Source organism: Candidatus Symbiopectobacterium sp. 'North America', from assembly GCF_015762685.1.
Lineage (GTDB): Bacteria > Pseudomonadota > Gammaproteobacteria > Enterobacterales > Enterobacteriaceae > Symbiopectobacterium.
On record NZ_PEHF01000059.1, the window covers coordinates 34,911 to 52,972 of the forward strand.

The 18,062-nt window shown below is 53.6% G+C and carries 9 protein-coding genes and 7 pseudogenes; 3 read left to right on the forward strand and 13 right to left on the reverse strand.

Going from position 1 to position 18,062, the window contains the following annotated elements; all coding sequences use genetic code 11:
* Positions 1–192: 192 nt before the first annotated feature.
* From hypF to CS369_RS25240, 13 genes and pseudogenes are all read right to left on the reverse strand, one after another.
* Positions 193–2,457 (reverse strand): annotated as a pseudogene (gene hypF / locus CS369_RS13395) (carbamoyltransferase HypF).
* Between the two features lie 263 nt (positions 2,458–2,720).
* Positions 2,721–3,679: pseudogene (hypE, locus tag CS369_RS13400) on the reverse strand (hydrogenase expression/formation protein HypE).
* Between the two features lie 67 nt (positions 3,680–3,746).
* Positions 3,747–4,965, reverse strand: a pseudogene (gene hypD / locus CS369_RS13405) (hydrogenase formation protein HypD).
* Complete coding sequence (hybG, locus tag CS369_RS13410; protein ID WP_196907481.1) at positions 4,859–5,146, reverse strand: hydrogenase maturation factor HybG; 288 nt, start codon at positions 5,144–5,146, stop codon at positions 4,859–4,861. Before hybG ends, hypD begins: the two are co-directional and overlap by 107 nt.
* Positions 5,137–6,218, reverse strand: a pseudogene (gene hypB, locus CS369_RS13415) (hydrogenase nickel incorporation protein HypB). Before hypB ends, hybG begins: the two are co-directional and overlap by 10 nt.
* A 31-nt stretch (positions 6,219–6,249) precedes the next feature.
* Entirely contained in the window at positions 6,250–6,579 is a 330-nt protein-coding gene (gene hypA / locus CS369_RS13425) for a hydrogenase maturation nickel metallochaperone HypA (RefSeq protein ID WP_196907483.1), read from the reverse strand.
* Between the two features lies 1 nt (position 6,580).
* The gene (hybE, locus tag CS369_RS13430) at positions 6,581–6,991 is read right to left on the reverse strand and encodes a hydrogenase-2 assembly chaperone (RefSeq protein ID WP_244665001.1); all 411 of its coding nucleotides are present in this window, start codon (positions 6,989–6,991) and stop codon (positions 6,581–6,583) included.
* A gap of 3 nt (positions 6,992–6,994) precedes the next feature.
* Positions 6,995–8,606: pseudogene (gene hybC / locus CS369_RS13435) on the reverse strand (hydrogenase 2 large subunit); the annotation flags it as partial.
* On the reverse strand, positions 8,584–9,783 hold the full coding sequence (gene hybB, locus CS369_RS13440) for a Ni/Fe-hydrogenase cytochrome b subunit (protein ID WP_196907485.1): 1,200 nt from the start codon (positions 9,781–9,783) through the stop codon (positions 8,584–8,586). The pseudogene hybC and the gene hybB, both read right to left, overlap by 23 nt.
* A complete protein-coding gene (gene hybA, locus CS369_RS13445; protein WP_196907486.1) occupies positions 9,770–10,816 on the reverse strand; it encodes a hydrogenase 2 operon protein HybA in 1,047 nt (348 codons plus the stop codon). Before hybA ends, hybB begins: the two co-directional genes overlap by 14 nt.
* A 3-nt stretch (positions 10,817–10,819) precedes the next feature.
* Complete coding sequence (hybO, locus tag CS369_RS13450; protein ID WP_196907487.1) at positions 10,820–11,947, reverse strand: hydrogenase 2 small subunit; 1,128 nt, start codon at positions 11,945–11,947, stop codon at positions 10,820–10,822.
* 838 nt (positions 11,948–12,785) lie between these two features.
* On the reverse strand, positions 12,786–14,378 hold the full coding sequence (locus CS369_RS13455) for an ABC-F family ATPase (RefSeq protein WP_196907488.1): 1,593 nt from the start codon (positions 14,376–14,378) through the stop codon (positions 12,786–12,788).
* Between the two features lie 119 nt (positions 14,379–14,497).
* A pseudogene (locus CS369_RS25240) lies at positions 14,498–15,288 on the reverse strand (ParB/Srx family N-terminal domain-containing protein).
* A 266-nt stretch (positions 15,289–15,554) separates the two neighbouring features.
* On the opposite strand from CS369_RS25240, the gene CS369_RS23700 reads away from it, so the two are divergent.
* From CS369_RS23700 to treB, 3 genes and pseudogenes are all read left to right on the forward strand, one after another.
* Positions 15,555–15,842, forward strand: a complete 288-nt coding sequence (locus CS369_RS23700; protein ID WP_244664998.1) for a hypothetical protein — start codon at positions 15,555–15,557, stop codon at positions 15,840–15,842.
* Between the two features lie 12 nt (positions 15,843–15,854).
* Entirely contained in the window at positions 15,855–16,100 is a 246-nt protein-coding gene (locus tag CS369_RS23705) for a GNAT family N-acetyltransferase (RefSeq protein WP_244664999.1), read from the forward strand.
* Positions 16,101–16,547: 447 nt separating this feature from the next.
* A pseudogene (gene treB, locus CS369_RS13475) lies at positions 16,548–17,966 on the forward strand (PTS trehalose transporter subunit IIBC).
* Positions 17,967–18,062 lie beyond the last annotated feature (96 nt).

Here is an 18,062-nt window from a genome sequence, read left to right on the forward strand (position 1 = left end):
TTAGGAATTTACCTTCATTGCAGCTAAAATATATTTACAATTAATTTCAATTCATTAAAAAACTTACTTTTAAGCGTTATTTAAAAGCAATTTAAATACATACAAACTGTTTTATTTAATATTAAACCCATCAGCACGCATTTCAAAATGACACATATGTCACGTAACAATATATTGACATTAATCTCACACTTATTCACGCACCGCAGCAATCAACGCCTGTCCCAATGAAAGACCTCCATCGCCCGCAGGCAAACGCCTCGGTTGCAATACGGTAAAATCAGACAGTTCCCGATGCAGCAATGTACTGAGCAGTCGATTGTGCAGAACACCGCCAGAAAGCACGATGGTATGGGTATTTTCCTCACGCGCAACCTGCCGGGCCAACGCAGCCAGGCCTTGCGCCAGCGCCACATGAAAGGCGTGCGCGCGCTGCGCGGGCGCAGCCTGATAGGCCAGCCATTCGTGCCAGAATGTCTCCAGATCTAACAGGTTGCCGACAAGCGGCATTGATACCGGATGAAACTGGACATCGCTTTGCCATGCCAGCGCTTCCAACTGGCAAGCGGCTTCACCTTCCCAGCTTTGTTCATGCACGCCAAATCCCGTTGCCGCCGCAACCGCATCGAACAAACGTCCGGCCGAAGAACTGTGCGGCGATTGCACACCGCGCTCAATCGCTTTGATCAACAAAAGAAGCGCATGCTGAGGAAAATGCGCCGCCTGCGGTTGTTCTCGCCAGTCAGGCACAAAATGTAGCCACTGCGCCAGCAAGTTACGCCACGGCTGGTGGGCTGCCAGATCCGCACCCGGCAACGCAACCGCAGGCAGCCCGCCCCGATGAGAGCAGGAGCGGTAATCGGCCAGCAAACATTCACCGCCCCACCATTGGCCCTTTTCGCCATAACCAATGCCATCCAGCGTCAAGCCAACAACGGGTCCGGCATTGCGCGGCCAGCCGTGCTCCGCCAGACAGGCGGTAATATGGGCATGGTGATGTAACACTTCATGGCAGGCAATACCGGCATTTTGGGCACGCTGATGCCCGAGGCGGTGGCTGATATAGCCAGGATGGGCATCCACGGCAATCGTTGTGGGCGTGAAACGATAGATGTCCTCAAAGAGTGCTATCGCGCTTTTATACTGCTGCTCAACATCGCTATCAGTGAGATCGCCCAGATGCTGGCTGACAATGGCATACCCATCGCGCAGCAGGCAAAAGGTGTTCTTGAGATCGGCGCCCATCGCCAACAGTGCGGGCTGGTGTTCAAAACCGGGCGGCAGCGTAAACGCATCAGGTACATAGCCGCGAGCACGACGCAGCATTTCCGCTGCGCCGTCATGACAGCGCACCAGCGAATCGTCGACACGTTGCACGATATCACGGTTATGCAGTAACCAGAGATCGGCCAAACTGTTAAGATCGTCCAACGCTTGTGTATTGGTCAATGCAGGCGGTTTGCCGCCGGCATTACCTGAGGTCATCACCAGAGGGCGATCCGCGAATGCCAGCAGTAGATGCTGAAGCGGGTTGGTGGGCAGCATCAGCCCTACTTCACTCAATGCGGGCGCAACGGCATTACACAGTGCGCCATCGCGTCGCAACGGGCAGTAACACAATGGGTGCCGCCGCACTTTTCATCAGGTTGATGGCGGGCGTTTTATCCGCCAGTTGCGCACAGCGCGACAGCCAGTGCTCATCAGGCAGCATCACTGCCAGCGGTTTACCGGGGCGACGATTACGCTGACGCAATTGCACTACCGCATGTTGTTGCGTGGCATCGCACGCCAGATGAAAACCACCCAGCCCTTTGACCACAACGATCTGCCCCGCTTGCAGTGCTCTTGCAGCCTGTTCCAGCGCCGCATCGCCTTGAGCCAGTTCATTGCCGTTGGCATCGCACAACCACAGGTGTGGCCCACAATCTGGGCATGCCGTCGGCTGTGCATGAAAGCGTCGGTCGGCAGGGTTTTGGTATTCACTGGCACACGGCGAACACAGAGGAAACGTTGCCATCGCTGTATTAGGCCTGTCGTAAGGCATATGGCGAATAATGGTAAAACGCGGCCCGCAGTGAGTGCAGTTGATAAAGGGATAGTGATGCCGGGCGTCATCAGCTCTTGCTGACAGGCAGGACAGGTTGCCGCATCAGGCACCACCTGCGTATCCATCGCACCGGCACCGCTGTGGGCAATGCTAAAGTCGGTGGGTTCCTGCTCCCATTCATAAGGGTGTGATTCGATGCTGTCAATATGGGCTAACGGTGGGCATTCGCGGGCAAGGTCGTCAAGGAACAAGACAATCTGTGGAGACATCACCAGATGAATCAACACCCCTGGGCTGTCATTGCTGACATTGCCGCACAGTTGATATCGATGCGCCAGTTGCCACACGTAAGGGCGAAACCCTACCCCCTGAACTTTGCCTTTAACGCGGATGCGAATACCGTTGCTCATAGTCGGAGCTAAACTCCATAGGCTTAATAAATTACAGAGTAACCACTACAGCACTGAAATTTGCTGTAAAACGTATTTCTGTGTGCACCGAGAGGGTTTCGTGCGCGAAAAGCAAAGCCGTTTTCTGCTACCTGCGTATCACGCGCCCGGCGCGGCGCTGGCTTTCGCGGCATTCATGCCGCTCACCCGGCGGCCCCGCACACTTCAGCGGGATCCTTTACGCGAAGCAAAACCCAAAAAACAAAAGGGTCCGCGTTGTTGTGTTAGCAGATGCGCGGCATGGGCTCGTTATGCGGCAGGTCCAGCAGTCGTGACGTGCCGAATATGCCGCGCAGGCGCACCTGAGTGGATGCCGTCGCTTCGCCAATGCTGACAGCCTCTTTGCCCAGCTGATGTACATGCAGTGCATCAAGCACCGCCTGTTCCGCCTGCGGGGCCACAGCCAACACCAGCTTACCTTCATTGGCAAAGTTTAGCGCTTCCAACCCCAGAATTTCGCAGATACCGCGCACCGCCGATTTCAGAGGCAGTGCCGCCTCGTCAATCACCATGCCGCAGCCGCTGGCTTGCGCATATTCGTGCAGGATGGCCGTCACACCACCGCGCGCAGCGCACGCACACCGTCAATCGTGCGCAAAGGTGCAATCATCGGCGTCAGAGCAGCACAGTCGCTGCTGAGTTCGGCTTCCAAGCCCAATTTTTCGCGCAGATTAAGGATGGTCGCACCGTGATCGCCCAAGTTCCCGGTGACGATGATTTTATCGCCGGCACGGATCTGCGATGCACCCCAGTTGATCTCAGCAGGAATAACACCGATCCCCGCCGTGTTGATAAACAGTTTGTCGGCGGCACCGCGCGGCACCACCTTGGTATCCCCGGTCACAATCTGCACACCCGCCTGCTGCGCGGTGTGCGCCATAGACGTCACAATACGCACCAGATCCTCGCCGGAAAACCCTTCTTCAATGATAAAGCCGCAAGAAAGATAAAGCGGTTGCGCACCACTGACCGCCAGATCGTTGACCGTGCCGCACACGGCCAGCTTGCCAATATCGCCTCCGGGGAAAAAAATCGGATCAATGACATAGCTGTCGGTAGTAAACGCCAGACGATCGCCCTGCTGCGTTAGCGGGGCCAGTGGCATACGCGCTTGATCTTCCCGTTGTCCGAGCAGCGGGTTATCAAATGCGGTTAAAAACAATGAGGCAATCAGTTGTTGCATGGCTTGACCGCCGCTGCCGTGCGCCAGCGTTATCTCTTTCGGCGGTTTGCAAATATTCACTTAAACGTCATTCCCGACGGGACTTTCTTCCCGGCGATATTGATAATAGGCAGCACAGGCCCCCTTCTGACGATACCATCAGTGCGCCAATGGCGTTCTCTGGTGAGCAACACGAGGCAAACAGCGGACAATCCGCCGGTTTGCAGCGGCCGGTCAGTACGTCACCACAGCGTGACAGCGGTTCATCGGCCACCCGCTGTTGACGGGTTGAAAGCGACGTTCGGCATCATAGTCATGATAGGCAGCGCGCAATTGCATGCCGGAATCGGCAATCTCACCCAGTCCGCGCCATTCGCTGCTGGCCTTGATTTCAAACACCTCATCGATCGCTTTTTGCGCCAGTCCGTTACCGCTATCCGGCACAATGCGGCGGTACTGATTCTCTACCTGGCAGCGTGCTTGACGCAGTTGGGTCAACAGCATCAGCAACGCTTGCAGTATATCGAACAGCTCAAACCCGGTGATGACAAACGACTTATGAAACTCATCGCACAGCGGTTCATAAGACGAGGCGCCGATCACCATGCTGACGTGGCCCGGTGGCAGAAAGCCGTCGATACGGATATCCGGCTGCTCCAGCAAGCTGCGCAAGGTGGGGATAATGGTAATGTGTTGACAAAAAGTGAGAAATTGTGAATGCCGCGCCGTTTGGCCTGCTGTAGTGTCAGCGCCGTGCTGGGCATGGTGGTTTCAAACCCCAGCCCGAAAAACACCACCTGGCGCTCTGGGTGTTTCTCCGCCAGCGCCAGCGCATCCAGCGGCGAGTAAACAATACGCACATCTGCGCCGTGACGGCGAGCATCCAGCAAGGAGCCGTTGCGTCCCAGCACGCGCATCGCATCGCCGAAGGTGCAGAAGATCACTTCCGAGTGCGAGGCGATTTCGATACAGGCATCAATGCGTCCCATCGGCAGCACACACACCGGGCAACCGGGGCCATGTACAAATTCGATCTCCGGCGGCAATAGCCGATCCAACCCAAACTTGAAGATGGCGTGGGTGTGCCCGCCGCACACTTCCATCAGTTGCAGCGGATGTTCACGCCAGTGCGGCATCGCCGCCACCTGCTTTTCAATTTCCCTCAGCAGCGTTTTGGCTAATTCAGGATCGCGAAATTCATCAACGTACTGCATAACCGTCCCCGTGCTGGCGCATTTCGTCCAGCTCCAGTCCAACCGCCTGCATGGATTGCAATGCGTCCAGCGTATCCTGAGCCTCCTGCTCATCCAGCAGGCTCATGGCAAACCCGACATGCACCAATACCCACTGGCAGATCAATTCTGCCGGTTCACCTTCGCTCACCAGCGCGATATTCACCGCACGCTGCACACCGCACACATCCACCAGCGCCGGTTGGTGAATATTTTCACCGACCGATACCACTTTACCCGGAATGCCTAAGCACATTGTTGTGCCTCCAGCCAGGCGAACCATTCATCCATCCCCTCGCCACTGCGGGCAGAGAGGGCAATCACTTTAATATCCGGGTTCACGCGGCGCGCATAGGCGATACAGGCATCCAAATCGAAATCCAGATACGGCAGCAGATCGATCTTGTTGATGATCATTGACGCGGCAGCAGAAAATATATTCATATATTTCAGTTACTTACCTTCACCTTTCGTCACAGAGAGCACCGCCACTTTATGGCGTTCGCCGAGATCGAACCCGGCCGGGTACACCAGATTGCCGACGTTTTCGATAAACAGAATGCTGTTATCCGCCAGTTGCAGACGATGCGCGGCATCATGCACCATTTGCGCATCCAGATGGCAGCCTTTCCCGGTATTCACCTGAATGGCACTCACCCCTGTTGCACGAATACGTTCAGCATCGTTGGTCGTCTGTTGGTCACCTTCGATGACAGCGCAAGGCACATGGCTTCTGATACGATCAAGAGTGTGCGTCAACAGGGTGGTTTTGCCGGAACCGGGGCTGGAAACCAGATTGAGCGCCAGGATGTTTTGTGCAGAAAAATGTTCGCGGTTATGTTCAGCCAGCGCATTGTTTTTGCTCAGCACATCCATTTCAATCTGCAACAGACGCTGTTGTGCCATGCCCGGTGCATGCGTTCCCGCTTCCCCCTGCCCATAGTGCAGATCTGAACCGTTCACTTGTGGCTGAAAAGCGACCTGTTGATGCGAATCATGGTGATGATCGTGATGGTGGTCGTCATGATCATGATGGTGTGCATGCGCGTGTCCATGTTCTACGCTGCGCTTTGACACCACTTTACTTTCGCCGTGATAGTGGTGATGATGAGTCACCACATAGCGTGGCGAGCCAGCCTCTTCCGACATGGCGTCATCAGCGTGATGGTGCGGGTGATGATGAGCATGGGCATGTTGGTGCGTATGCGCTGATCGTGCCCGTGGTGATGCCCATGATGATGCGCGTGGGTATGTTCATGAGCATGATGGTCGTGCTCATCACCTTCAATTCTGCGTTCCCCTTCGCCGCAGCCACATGTGGTACACATAGGAACTGACTCCTTACGGTATTGAACCACGTTACTCTACTGCTAACTGTTTCAATTGCAGGCTATCGCTTTCATCAATTAGCAGGTTATAGCTGCCACACTGCGGGCAACCCGCACCGTGGCGCGAAATGTCAACCACCGCGCTGCACTCCCAGCACCAGGCCCGGGCCGCGCGCACGGCAACGTGTAACTCGCATCCTTCCGCCAGCGTTTGTCGGCAAATGGATTCAAAGCAAAAGCGTAATGCGCTTTCCTCAATGCAGGACAGCGCACCGATTTTCAACCATACGCCAGTGACTTTATGTGCGCCGTGTTGCTCAATCAACTCTAGCGTGCTGTAGCATAGGGATATTTCATGCATGCTACGCGTTCCCTCTCAGGAACAGCGCACGACGGCTGAGATTACGCGGCGCATTGGCATCCACCACCGGGAGCGACAGCGCCATGCGCGCACTCTGTTCCGCCAGCGTTAACGCCTGCTGCGCCGACATATGGGGAGCGATAGGCGACATCAGTGAACAGGAAAGATATTGGTGGTTTTGACCGCTCACGTCGGCAATTTCGCTCACCATAAACGTGACATTGCCACACGGTAATTGCAGCGCCAGACGCTCACCGGCCGTGCGCCGTGACCACACCTGATCCGGACCGGGCAACACCAGCAGACTCAGCGTCCAGGGCGTTAACAAGCAACCGACCCACTGCTGTTCAAACAGGGTGAAACCGCATGTTTTTACCGGAATGGCGGCACGATAAAACGGTAGGGTTTGCATATCACTGTGAGCGACGCGCGTAAACGCCGCTTCCAGCGGTTTGTGCGGATCGGCCACCGGCGTACGGCCCAGGAATCCCTTCAAAGTTACGCGGCCCGGAAGTCCAGGTTGAAGGCACCACCGCCTGATAGTTGGTGATCTTGCCGTTCTTGAACACAATCCAGTGCGACAACATACCACGCGGCATTTCGCCAAACCCGACGCCACGGTACTCTTTGTCCGGGGTAAACTCCGGCTTGATAAAGGTCTGATGGTCACCTTTACCAATATTGGTCACCAATGCCTGCCACTGCTGCGCCAAAGTATCTTTCAGCACGCAGCAATGCACGGTGCGACCAATCACACGGCCTAACGTAGAGTGCAGCTGCTTCTCTTCCAGCGTTTTACCGGTCAGCGCTTTATACAGGCCAGCTACCTGCGCGAAATGGGTTTCAGTATCTTTATGTTTGGCCACCAAGCCGCACAGCAACCAGGCCAGTGGCCCGACTTCGACGGTTTTACCGTAGAAGGTCGGCGCTTTCACCCAGGTATATTTGCCGTCATCCTGCCAGCCAGTGTAGTTGGGGCCTGTCAGCCCTTCCCTCGGTGCCAGTGGCTCATCATCTTTATACCAAGCATGCTTACCACTTTCTTTGATGCCGTCTATCAAAAACGCATCGTTGTGGCTGGTGATCGGACGATATTTGCTGAAATCACCGTTTTCCAGATAACCGCCGGTCAGCAGGAAGCTGCCGCCTTTGTTGTCGGTGGGTAATTCAGGCACGCTCAGGTAGTGATCGGCCCCTTTACCCAGCGTCAGCCACTCAGGGTAGTGCGCAGCGATAACCGCGCAATCCACTTTGTAAACCTGCTCGATAAAATCGCCCAGACGATCGATGAACGATTTCACGTACATCAGGCGTTCCATGGTCAGCACCGCAGGGGCATCCAGGTTGATCGGGTTTGCCACACCGCCGACCGCCAGGTTCTGGATGTGTGGCGTTTTGCCGCCCAGAATGGCAACGATGCGGTTCGCATCACGCTGGCATTCCAACGCTTGCAGGTAGTGAGTAACGGCAATCAGGTTCGCTTCCGGCGGCAGCGCCATGGCCGAGTGTCCCCAATAGCCGTTGGTAAAGATCCCCTGTTGACCGCTGGCCACCAGATCTTTGATCTTCTGCTGCACTTTGGTGAACTCTGCCGCGCTGTTCAACGACCAGGTAGATGCGCCTTTCAGCAGGGCTTCCGCCTTGTTCGGATCCGCATTCAACGCCGTCGTCACATCGACCCAATCAAGCGCCGACAGCTGGTAGAAGTGGACAATATGGTCATGAATGCTGTGTGCGGCCAGAATCAGGTTGCGGATGTACTGTGCATTGACCGGTACGTTCAACGCGAGCGCGTTTTCCACCGCGCGCACTGAAGCGATAGCGTGCACGGTGGTGCACACTCCACAGATTCGCTGCACAATCATCCACGCATCGCGCGGATCCTGACCTTTAACGATTTCTTCCATTCCCCGCCACATGGTCCCGGAAGACCAGGCTTTAGTGACTTTCCCTTGCTCAATTTCGCAATCAATGCGCAGGTGCCCTTCGATACGGGTAATAGGATCAATGGTGATGCGTTGGCTCATGCTTTACCTCGGCCTGATAATTCTTATGAACGCTTCCCAGTGCGGGAAGAACCGGCAACAACCGGATTAACAAGATGTATGCGCACACTTCAATGGCGACAAATCCCATGGAGATCAGCATTTCTTGTGCCTCAGGGAAGTAGTGGTAGCCACCGCCGGGATTGAACGCCAGCAGTGAGTAGCTCAAACGCCACAGTGCCGCCCCGAAACAGCATGCTGAGCCCGCCGACGAACAGCCAGCGCGAATCTTCACGCGCCCCGGCAACCGGAACAGCACCAGCGGGAACACCATCAGCGCCGCTTCACACCAGAACATGATGGAGAAGCGATCGCCGCTGAACAGATAGCCGGTTTTGTTGTGCCATAACAGTTTGCCAAAGCGCAGCACCAGGAACAACACCAGCAATACCTGTGTGACAACGCTCAACTTGGTAAACAGCGGGCGTTCATTGGGTCCGCGACCTTTCAGCCCGGCCTGCACCAACGATCCTTCAAACGTGACAATGGAGAAACCCATGATGAAGGCCGTCAGCAACGACAGCAGCGGTAGCAACTCATAGCTTTGCCACAGCGGATGCACCTTGTACCCGGCGGAAATCATCAGCGATCCCATGGAAGATTGGTGCATGGTGGGCAGCAATGCCCCGAGCGAGATGATAAAGAACATCACCTTGTTGAGGTGCTTCAGCGCCTTCTTCCATCCGAACCGTTCGAACACCACGGGCGCAAACTCCAACGCCATCACCCCGATGTAGATGGTCATACAGACGGCAGTTTCAAACAGTACCGAGTTGGTGTTGAAGAAACCGGGAATGTAGAAGTACGGCAGATTCCAGTAACGACCTACGTCGATGGTGATGGACAGCCCACCCAGCGAGTAGCCGAACAGGCTCGCCAACAGCGCCGGACGCACCAGGGGATGATATTCCCCACGGTTAAACACATAAACCGCCCAGGCCAGCGCCCAGTCGCCACAGGCAAACCCGGTACCGACCAGCAGGTCAAACGCGATCCACAGCCCCCACGGATAGCCCCCGTTCAGGGCCGCCACCGCACCGATACCAAAGATAAGCCGCCGCAGAATCAATACGCCGCAAATCACCGCAAGCGGTGCCAGCAGCATTACCGGCCAACTGACCAGACGCCCGCCCAGCAGGCTGGCTTTATGCGCCGTCATGATCGTTCTCCTGATCTTTCTTCTGATGATGCGGTTCGGCGTGATCTTCATCATCCGCCTTGCGTTCATCCCGAGTGTTAAGGTGCACCAACACGGAAAGCCCGGCTAACTCCGCCAGCGGCAACACCATTCCTTTATACAAGGTGTGCTGAACGTGCTCAGAGCGCGCGCCGGTAGACAGCTCATCCTGTTGCGGCAGATCCAGGTTTTGGTAGGGAACCCCAGCCATCACCAGTACCTGTGTGCCACCCGCCTCTTTTTCGCCGTAAATATGGCGATCGTAGGTCGGAATGGTGTGAAGGTAAGTATCTTTAGTCCCCAGCGTCTGGCGCGGATAGTGGTACTCATCGCCCGGTTTCATTGCCATACGGCGTTTGGCTTCATCAAGCAACTCTTCGCGGGTACCAAAGATCACCGCGCCGGTTGGGCACACTTCCACGCATCCCGGCATGCCGCCTTTATACAACCGCTCCAACCCTTTCTGGTTGCACAGTTCACACTTGTGCAGCTTGCCGAACGGATTTTCGTAGTCGTATTTGGGGATGTTGAACGGGCACGCCACCATGCAGTAACGACAACCGGTGCAAACACTGGCGTCATAATGCACGACGCCGGTTTTGGCATCTTTTTTCAGCGCGCTGACCGGGCAGACCGAGACACAGTTCGGATCGACACAATGCATACACTGCTTCTTGATGTAGGCATAACCGTTATCGACCTGGTCTTTGTTTTGACCTGTGCCGCTGCTCCATACCTGAATGATGCTGTTGGTGTAAGGGCTCAACTTGTCATTGTTGGACCAGGTAGGTGAACCACCAGCATAAATCTGGCTATCCGGTCGATAGGCCGATTCATTAACCTGCTGACACTCGGTCACGCATGCCTGACATCCTACGCACAGTGTAGAGTCGTAAAGCATGCCCAATGCACCAGGGATCGGCAGTCGATTGGTCGCCGCTGCCTTGGCGGCAAACGGCGTTCCCGCCATGACCGCACTGGCAGAGGCTAGCTTGAAAAAATTGTGTCTGTTCACGGCTTAGCCCTCCCGGGAATCGTTACCGGCGTCTTGCTGCCCCTGTTTTTGCTGAGCATTTTTCTGTTGACGCCCCAATTCCCTCACTGCCATCAAGCTGACGCCGCCGAGCAGGCCCACCGCCGTGGCAGAAACGTCACCCCCTTCGGGACGATCTACCGTCGGTTTCTGCGCACGCGGTGTAGGATTCTCCACATTCGCCAACTGGAAGATCCCTTTCTTAAAGCCGACACCCTCTTCGTTACAGCCATAGCACGGGTGACCGATCCCTACTGGCCAGATACCGCCACCGACGTCACAGAATTCAATGATCGAGCAGTTGCCGTAGGTTTCCGGTCCTTTACATCCCAGATGGTAGAGGCACCAACCTTGACGATGCCCGTCATCGCCAAACTCTTTGGCAAAGCGGCCCGCATCAAAGTGTGGACGACGTTCACAGTGTTCATGAATCAGGCGACCATAGGCAAAAGTGGGACGGCCTTTGGCATCAAATGCCGGCGCACGTTGATAGGTGATGATATGCGCCACGGTCGCTAAAAAGTTGTGCGGGTTCGGTGGGCAACCAGGGATATTGATAACGGTTTTGCCCGGCAGTACCGCTTCTAGACTGACTGCGCCGGTTGGGTTGCTGCCTGCTGCGGCGACACCACCCCAGGCAGAACAGGAACCGATGGCAATAATCGCCGCCGCATGTTCTGCTGCTTCACGGATATGATCGACGATGGGCTTGCCAGCCACCATGCAGTAGATGCCGCCATCCTTAATCGGAGTAGAACCATCCACCACCAGCACATATTTACCTTTGTACTGCTCAATAGCGCGGTGTTTGTTCTCTTCTGCCTGCTCACCAAAAGCGGCCGAAAGTACCTCGTGGTACTCCAGCGAAATGGTATTCAGGAGCAAGTTTTCAATCGTCGGGTGAGTCGCACGCAGCAGGGATTCGGTACAACTTGTACACTCCTGAGCGCCAATCCACAGCACCGGCGGACGTTGCACGGAGCCAATGGATTGCGCAATCTCTGCGGCAGCGGAATCCGCTAACCCCATCGATGCGGCAAGTGCTGCACATAACTTCATAAAATCACGGCGATTAACGCCATGATGGGAAAGCATTACATTTTCCCCAGTCATTTTTTATTATTCTCCTGTAACCAGAACGGAGCTTACCCAATGGATTTCGAAAGCAGGTACACGACTGCCTCGCGTACTCCCGAAAACTGATGTGGATAAGTCTGGCGGAGTAAGCAAGATAACCGACGCACCTGCAACTTCAACTGTGTGGAGTATAACACACAACATGTGTACGGGTATGGTAATGAGGACATTCATTTAACAGACTTGATCTTCATCAATCAGCGGAACATTAGCCTGCTTATTTCTGTTATAAGTGTGATTGTTTACGCATCATCCTTTTATTTTATTTATTCATACCGAATTTAAATGAGAAATAATCTCAATAACTAATTATCGCTATTTTTTGCATGCTACAAAACCGATGGTTAATTGATTAACCTTTAAAAGAAAAAATACAATTATTTGATTTAAAATAATAAAATATATTAATCATATCTTTTTCTAATTTATCTTATTTCTCTGATTTAAGCCGGTCAACATAGAATCTTTCAATGTTCTCTTTAAATAATTTAGTTAAATAAAAATCTTTAGCGCAAATTTTTTGAATTACATCACAACGCGAAATATATCGCTCATGTAAAGGAAAAGACAAAATGGCACCAATAGCCTACGGCTGGCTGACGAAAATAATAAATATCCGAAACTATAACTCTAAGGGAGTAGCGGAGTAACGATGCTCTTCTTAGCAAATCGTGATGGATGCAGCGATTGCAAGATCCTATGTATTGTGTAGCTGTGTATTATGGGGCTATCAGCGGGAAGCGAGCGAAGACGTTATACGGAACGCACGCTGCGCGCCAGTCGTTGCACACAGCGGGGTAACAGAGGCTATGGATTACTCAATACCCTGACTACGCAGGTACTCTTCATAACTGCCGGTAAAATCAACCACTTTGTTGGGCGTAATTTCCAGTACGCGCGTGGCCAATGAGCTAACGAACTCGCGGTCATGGGAAACGAACAGCAAGGTACCCTGATAGAGCTCTAACGCCATGTTAAGCGCTTCGATCGATTCCATATCCAGGTGGTTGGTGGGTTCATCCATCACCAGAATATTGGGGCGCTGCATCATCAGCTTGCCAAACAGCATACGGCCTTTTTCGCCCCCAGAGAGCACTTTCACTTTCTTCTTGATATCGTCCTGACCAAACAGCAAGCGACCCAGTACGCTGCGTACTGCCTGCTCATCATCCTTTTCCTGCTTCCACTGGCTCATCCAGTCAAACACGGTCAGATCGCCACCAAACTCGTATTCATGATCCTGCGCGTAGTAGGCGATGTTGACATTTTCAGACCATTTTACGGTGCCTTTATCCGCCGCCAACTCGCCCACCAGGGTTTTGAGCAACGTGGTTTTACCAATCCCGTTGGTCCCCAGGATGGCAACCTTCTCACCCACTTCGATCAGCAGATTGAGACCAGAGAACAGCGGGCCGTTATCAAAGCCTTTCGCCAGTGCCTCCACTTCCAACGCGTTGCGGAACAATTTCTTGTCCTGGTCGAAGCGAATAAAGGGGTTCTGCCGGCTGGAGACTTTCACTTCATCAAGCTGAATTTTTTCGATTTGACGTGCACGCGACGTTGCCTGACGTGATTTCGAGGCGTTGGCGCTAAAACGGCTGACGAAGGATTGCAGTTCGGCAATCTGCGCTTTTTTCTTGGCGTTATCTGACAACAGACGTTCGCGCGCCTGCGTGGCCGCCGTCATGTATTCATCGTAATTTCCGTGATAAACGCGCAGTTCACCGTAATCCAGATCCGCCATGTGGGTACACACCATATTCAGGAAGTGGCGATCGTGGGAAATGATGATCATGGTGCTGTTGCGTTCGTTCAACACATTTTCCAGCCAACGGATTGTGTCGATATCCAGGTTGTTGGTCGGTTCATCGAGCAGCAAAATATCAGGATTGGAAAACAACGCCTGCGCCAACAGTACGCGCAGTTTCCAGCCGGGAGCGACTTCACTCATCAAACCGTAATGCTGTTCCAGCGGGATACCCACGCCTAACAGCAGTTCCCCTGCGCGGGATTCTGCACTATAGCCGTCCATTTCGCCGTATTTGACTTCCAGATCGGCGACTTTATAGCCATCTTCCTCGCTCATTTCCGGTAACGCGTAAATGCGGTCACGCTCTTCTTTTACCGTCCAGAGTTCAGCATGTCCCATGATCACGGTATCCAGCACGCTGAAATTTTCAAACGCAAACTGGTCCTGACGCAGTTTCCCCAGACGCTCGTTGGGATCGAGGGCAACGTTGCCGCCACTCGGCACCAGATCGCCACCCAGGATCTTCATAAACGTGGATTTACCACAACCGTTAGCACCAATCAACCCGTAGCTGTTGCCGTTGCCAAACTTGACGGAGATATTTTCAAAAAGCGGCTTGCTGCCAAACTGCATCGTAATGTTGTTGGTACTTAACACGGCGTTGACTCAAATAAAAAGTGTGATTTAACGCCCATTATGCCACAGTTAGCGCCTCTGGTCGCCTGCCGTTTGCAAGCAGAAGAGCCCCCCGCACCGCACCGCGCTAGTACGTAGTTTCAGGAGCGAAATAGCAACGCCAGCTTACCGTCGGGGTTATTCAGCTTGTTCAATTTTTTATGATTAACCTCGCTCAGTTGCCCCAGTTGACTCAAGGTCGGCGAAGCAGAGTCGGGTAAGGTATGGGTTTGCGGTGATGCCAGTATCAGAAGCTGCGCCGCCTTTTGCAACAAAGCAAAGTATGCCTGCTGTGTTGCCGTATCCGCAGGCGTAATCGCCATCTGACTTTTCAGCCAGGCGCCTAGATAAAACTCTAAAAACGGGGGAGACGGTTCCGGCCGTTCATAGGCAATACCCCGTAGGAAATAGAGCACCGAGCGATAAGGATCGTCCTGCATGGCGTCGATACCCACTTGAGAGGGCAATTCCCGCGGTGCAATCTTGCCCGCAGGCCCCTCCAGCCACACCAGATGTGCTGTTGCATGTAATCCCAGAACACCGCCATTGAGGGCAAATTGCGCAAATCATCGGTAATGCGCAATGACAGCATGATATCGCTGTCCGGCGTGCTGGCGTGTAATGCGCTCACTGAGTGATGGCCGTCCGTCAGGTAAACCTGTCCATCCGGGGCAATCACCGCCGATTTTACCGCATCAGGGTGTGTCCCGGCCGGTTTCGCGCAGCGGAAACTCGTGGCTGTGGCAAGGGTCGACGAGTCCGAGAAATCAGCCACCTTTCCAGCCCCTTCTCCCTTACAGAAATCATCAAACAGCGCGCGCGGTTTTTGTCGGTAATTGGCGAGATCGTAGGCAACTTCTGCCTTGCCTATCGCGGGTTGGGTAGGGTGAATGGCTTACGCGTTCACGGTAATCAGCGTTGCGTTGGCAAATGCTGCTCCGCTCCAGGTTGCCATAAACATCACAATACCGGTGACGATCCAAGTAGCACGCCCGTGCGCTGGGCGCGTGCATTGTAAATGCCTTTGCTTCATAAAACCTCGCGATGGAAGACGTTGACCCAACAGATCAGCACAGTAGAATCATATACTATCGGATGGCAAGACTTTCACAGCATCCTCCCGATGCACAACACACAAAACAACAGCAGGGAGCTTCCATGTTACACACACTACACAGGCTACATCGCCCGCCACATCTCACGTTGTCATTGCAAGAAGAGCACGATGCTCCCGCGTTGTTTTCTCTGATACAACAGGAAAAGGCGCGTCTGCGTCACACCCTGGCCTGGCCAGATAGCGTGCGACACATCGAGGATACCCTGACAACTATCAGGGAGAATCGCGCGGATTTTTTTGCCGGACGCTCAGCGGTCTATCTCATCCACTGGCAGGGAGAAATGGCCGGTGTGGCATCCTTTAACAACCTGAAAGCCACCCAGGGATAGATTAACTATTGGATGGCTGAACGCTTTCAAGGGCAAGGCATCGCTTCACAGGCGATCCAGTTATTAATCGATTCATTCACTGATGCCGCCATACTGGACACCTTCATCATCAAGGCCGTTACCGTGAATCAGCGCAGCAATGCGCTGGCTCAACGCTTGGGTTTTGTGTTTGTCGAGCGCCTACTCGCCGCAGAAAACATTGGGGATAACGTTTACGATCAAAACCGTTATTGCTTGCAGCGCGCGGCGTCACGATAAGTCGACGCACGGTGGCGAATGTCGCCTTGGCAAAAAACAGTGACATTCGTCACAAAAATGTTGAAACACCATTCTCTTTGGGCTACTTTTTAAAACGTGATGAACATCACGCTTATTAACGAACCCAAGGAGACTGATTATGAAAATGTTCCGCGATATCAGTAAATTCTTTAAAAAAATGGGGAATGTCTATGTCAGCTACTGCGAACGTATCGGCTCAATCATCAGCCCGTTCTGATAACAGCCACTTTCCTCGCTAAGGCCGCTTTTTTTCATCAAGCGGCCTTCGTTTTTTCTCTGCTCGCACCTCACCCTCTTCTAAGAACCGATTATAACAGCGGCGATTATTTGATTGCGATCTCACTGCGGTTATCTCGTTCCCCCTGCTGCACGTTCATTACCTATCCTTAAACCTGTTCACTCTGGGTATTCACACAAGAACGCGCAATGAGCAAAGTACAACAACAAGATATTGAGCGATTAATCACGCAGCTGGGCGGAGCTGATAATATCGTCACGCTCACTCACTGTATTACCCGCCTGCGTTTCGTGTTGCAAGACCCTGCCCTAGCCGATGCCAAAGGTATTGAAACGCTACCGATGGTCAAAGGCTGTTTCATCACCGCCGGGCAGTTTCAGGTGGTGATCGGCACTTAGGTGGGCGATTATTTTCAGGCAATTAGCGCGCACACGGGCAAAGTCAAAGCCGACAAAGAGAGTGTGCGTCAGTCAGCACGCAATAACATGACGGTTCTGGAACGCGGAATTTCTCACTTTGCTGAGATTTTCTTCCCGCTACTGCATGCACTCATCAGCGGCGGGCTGATTCTGGGTTTGCGTAACGTGATTGGCGATATTCCGTTTTCGGACGGGCAAACCCTGATCCAACGCCACCCTACCTGGCAATCACTGTATGATTTCCTCTGGCTGTTGGGTGAAGCTATCTTCTTCTACCTTCCGGTCGCTGTTTGCTGGTCAGCTGTGCGGAAAATGGTCGGGACACCAGTATTGGGCATCATCCTTGGCATTACCCTCGTGTCACCACAATTGATGAACGCCTATCAGATAGGCCAGCAAATCCCAGACGTCTGGGACTTTGGCTGGTTTGCCATCGAAAAGGTTGGCTATCAAGCACAAGTTATTCCGTCGCTGCTGGCTGGCATTACTCTGGCGATGATCGAGACGCGGTTAAAGCAATGGGTGCCTGACTCACTCTATCTGGTCGTCGTTCCTGTCACCGCCCTGCTGGCCTCCGTTGCACTGGCGCATGCGGTGATTGGTCCGTTTGGCCGCTTGATCGGTGACGGCGTCGCCTGGGTGGTGAAAGGACTGATGACTGGCAGTTTCGCACCGATAGGGGCCGCACTGTTTGGATTTCTCTATGCACCTCTTGTGATTACCGGCGTGCACCAAACAACACTCGCTATTGATATGCAAATGATTCATAGCATGGGAGGGACTCCGGTATGGCCTCTGATTGCATTATCGAATATTGCCCAGGGTTCCGCGGTGATTGGCATCATTCTAATCAGCCGCCGACACAACGAACGCGAAGTTTCCGTGCCAGCAGCACTGTCTGCCATGCTGGGCGTTACTGAACCGGCCATGTACGGCATCAATCTGAAATACGGCTTCCCGATGCTGTGCGCCATGACGGGTTCAGCTCTGGCCGGATTGATATGTGGGCTTGTCGGCGTCACCGCCAACGGTATTGGCGTTGGCGGTTTACCGGGTATTTTATCCATCAAGCCCACTTTTTGGGCCATCTATTTGGCGGCAATGGTGATTGCCATCGTGATACCGGCGCTGTTAACCATGGTGGTCTATCGCCGTAAGCTGCGCAACGCGACCTTACCTTTCCAGTAAATGAGGCGTTCAACACGCCGCAGGCATCAGGCTTATCGCTTGGTGCCTGACAAATCTAATAATTCGCTCGTAATCCGCGTTCACTGGCGATTACTG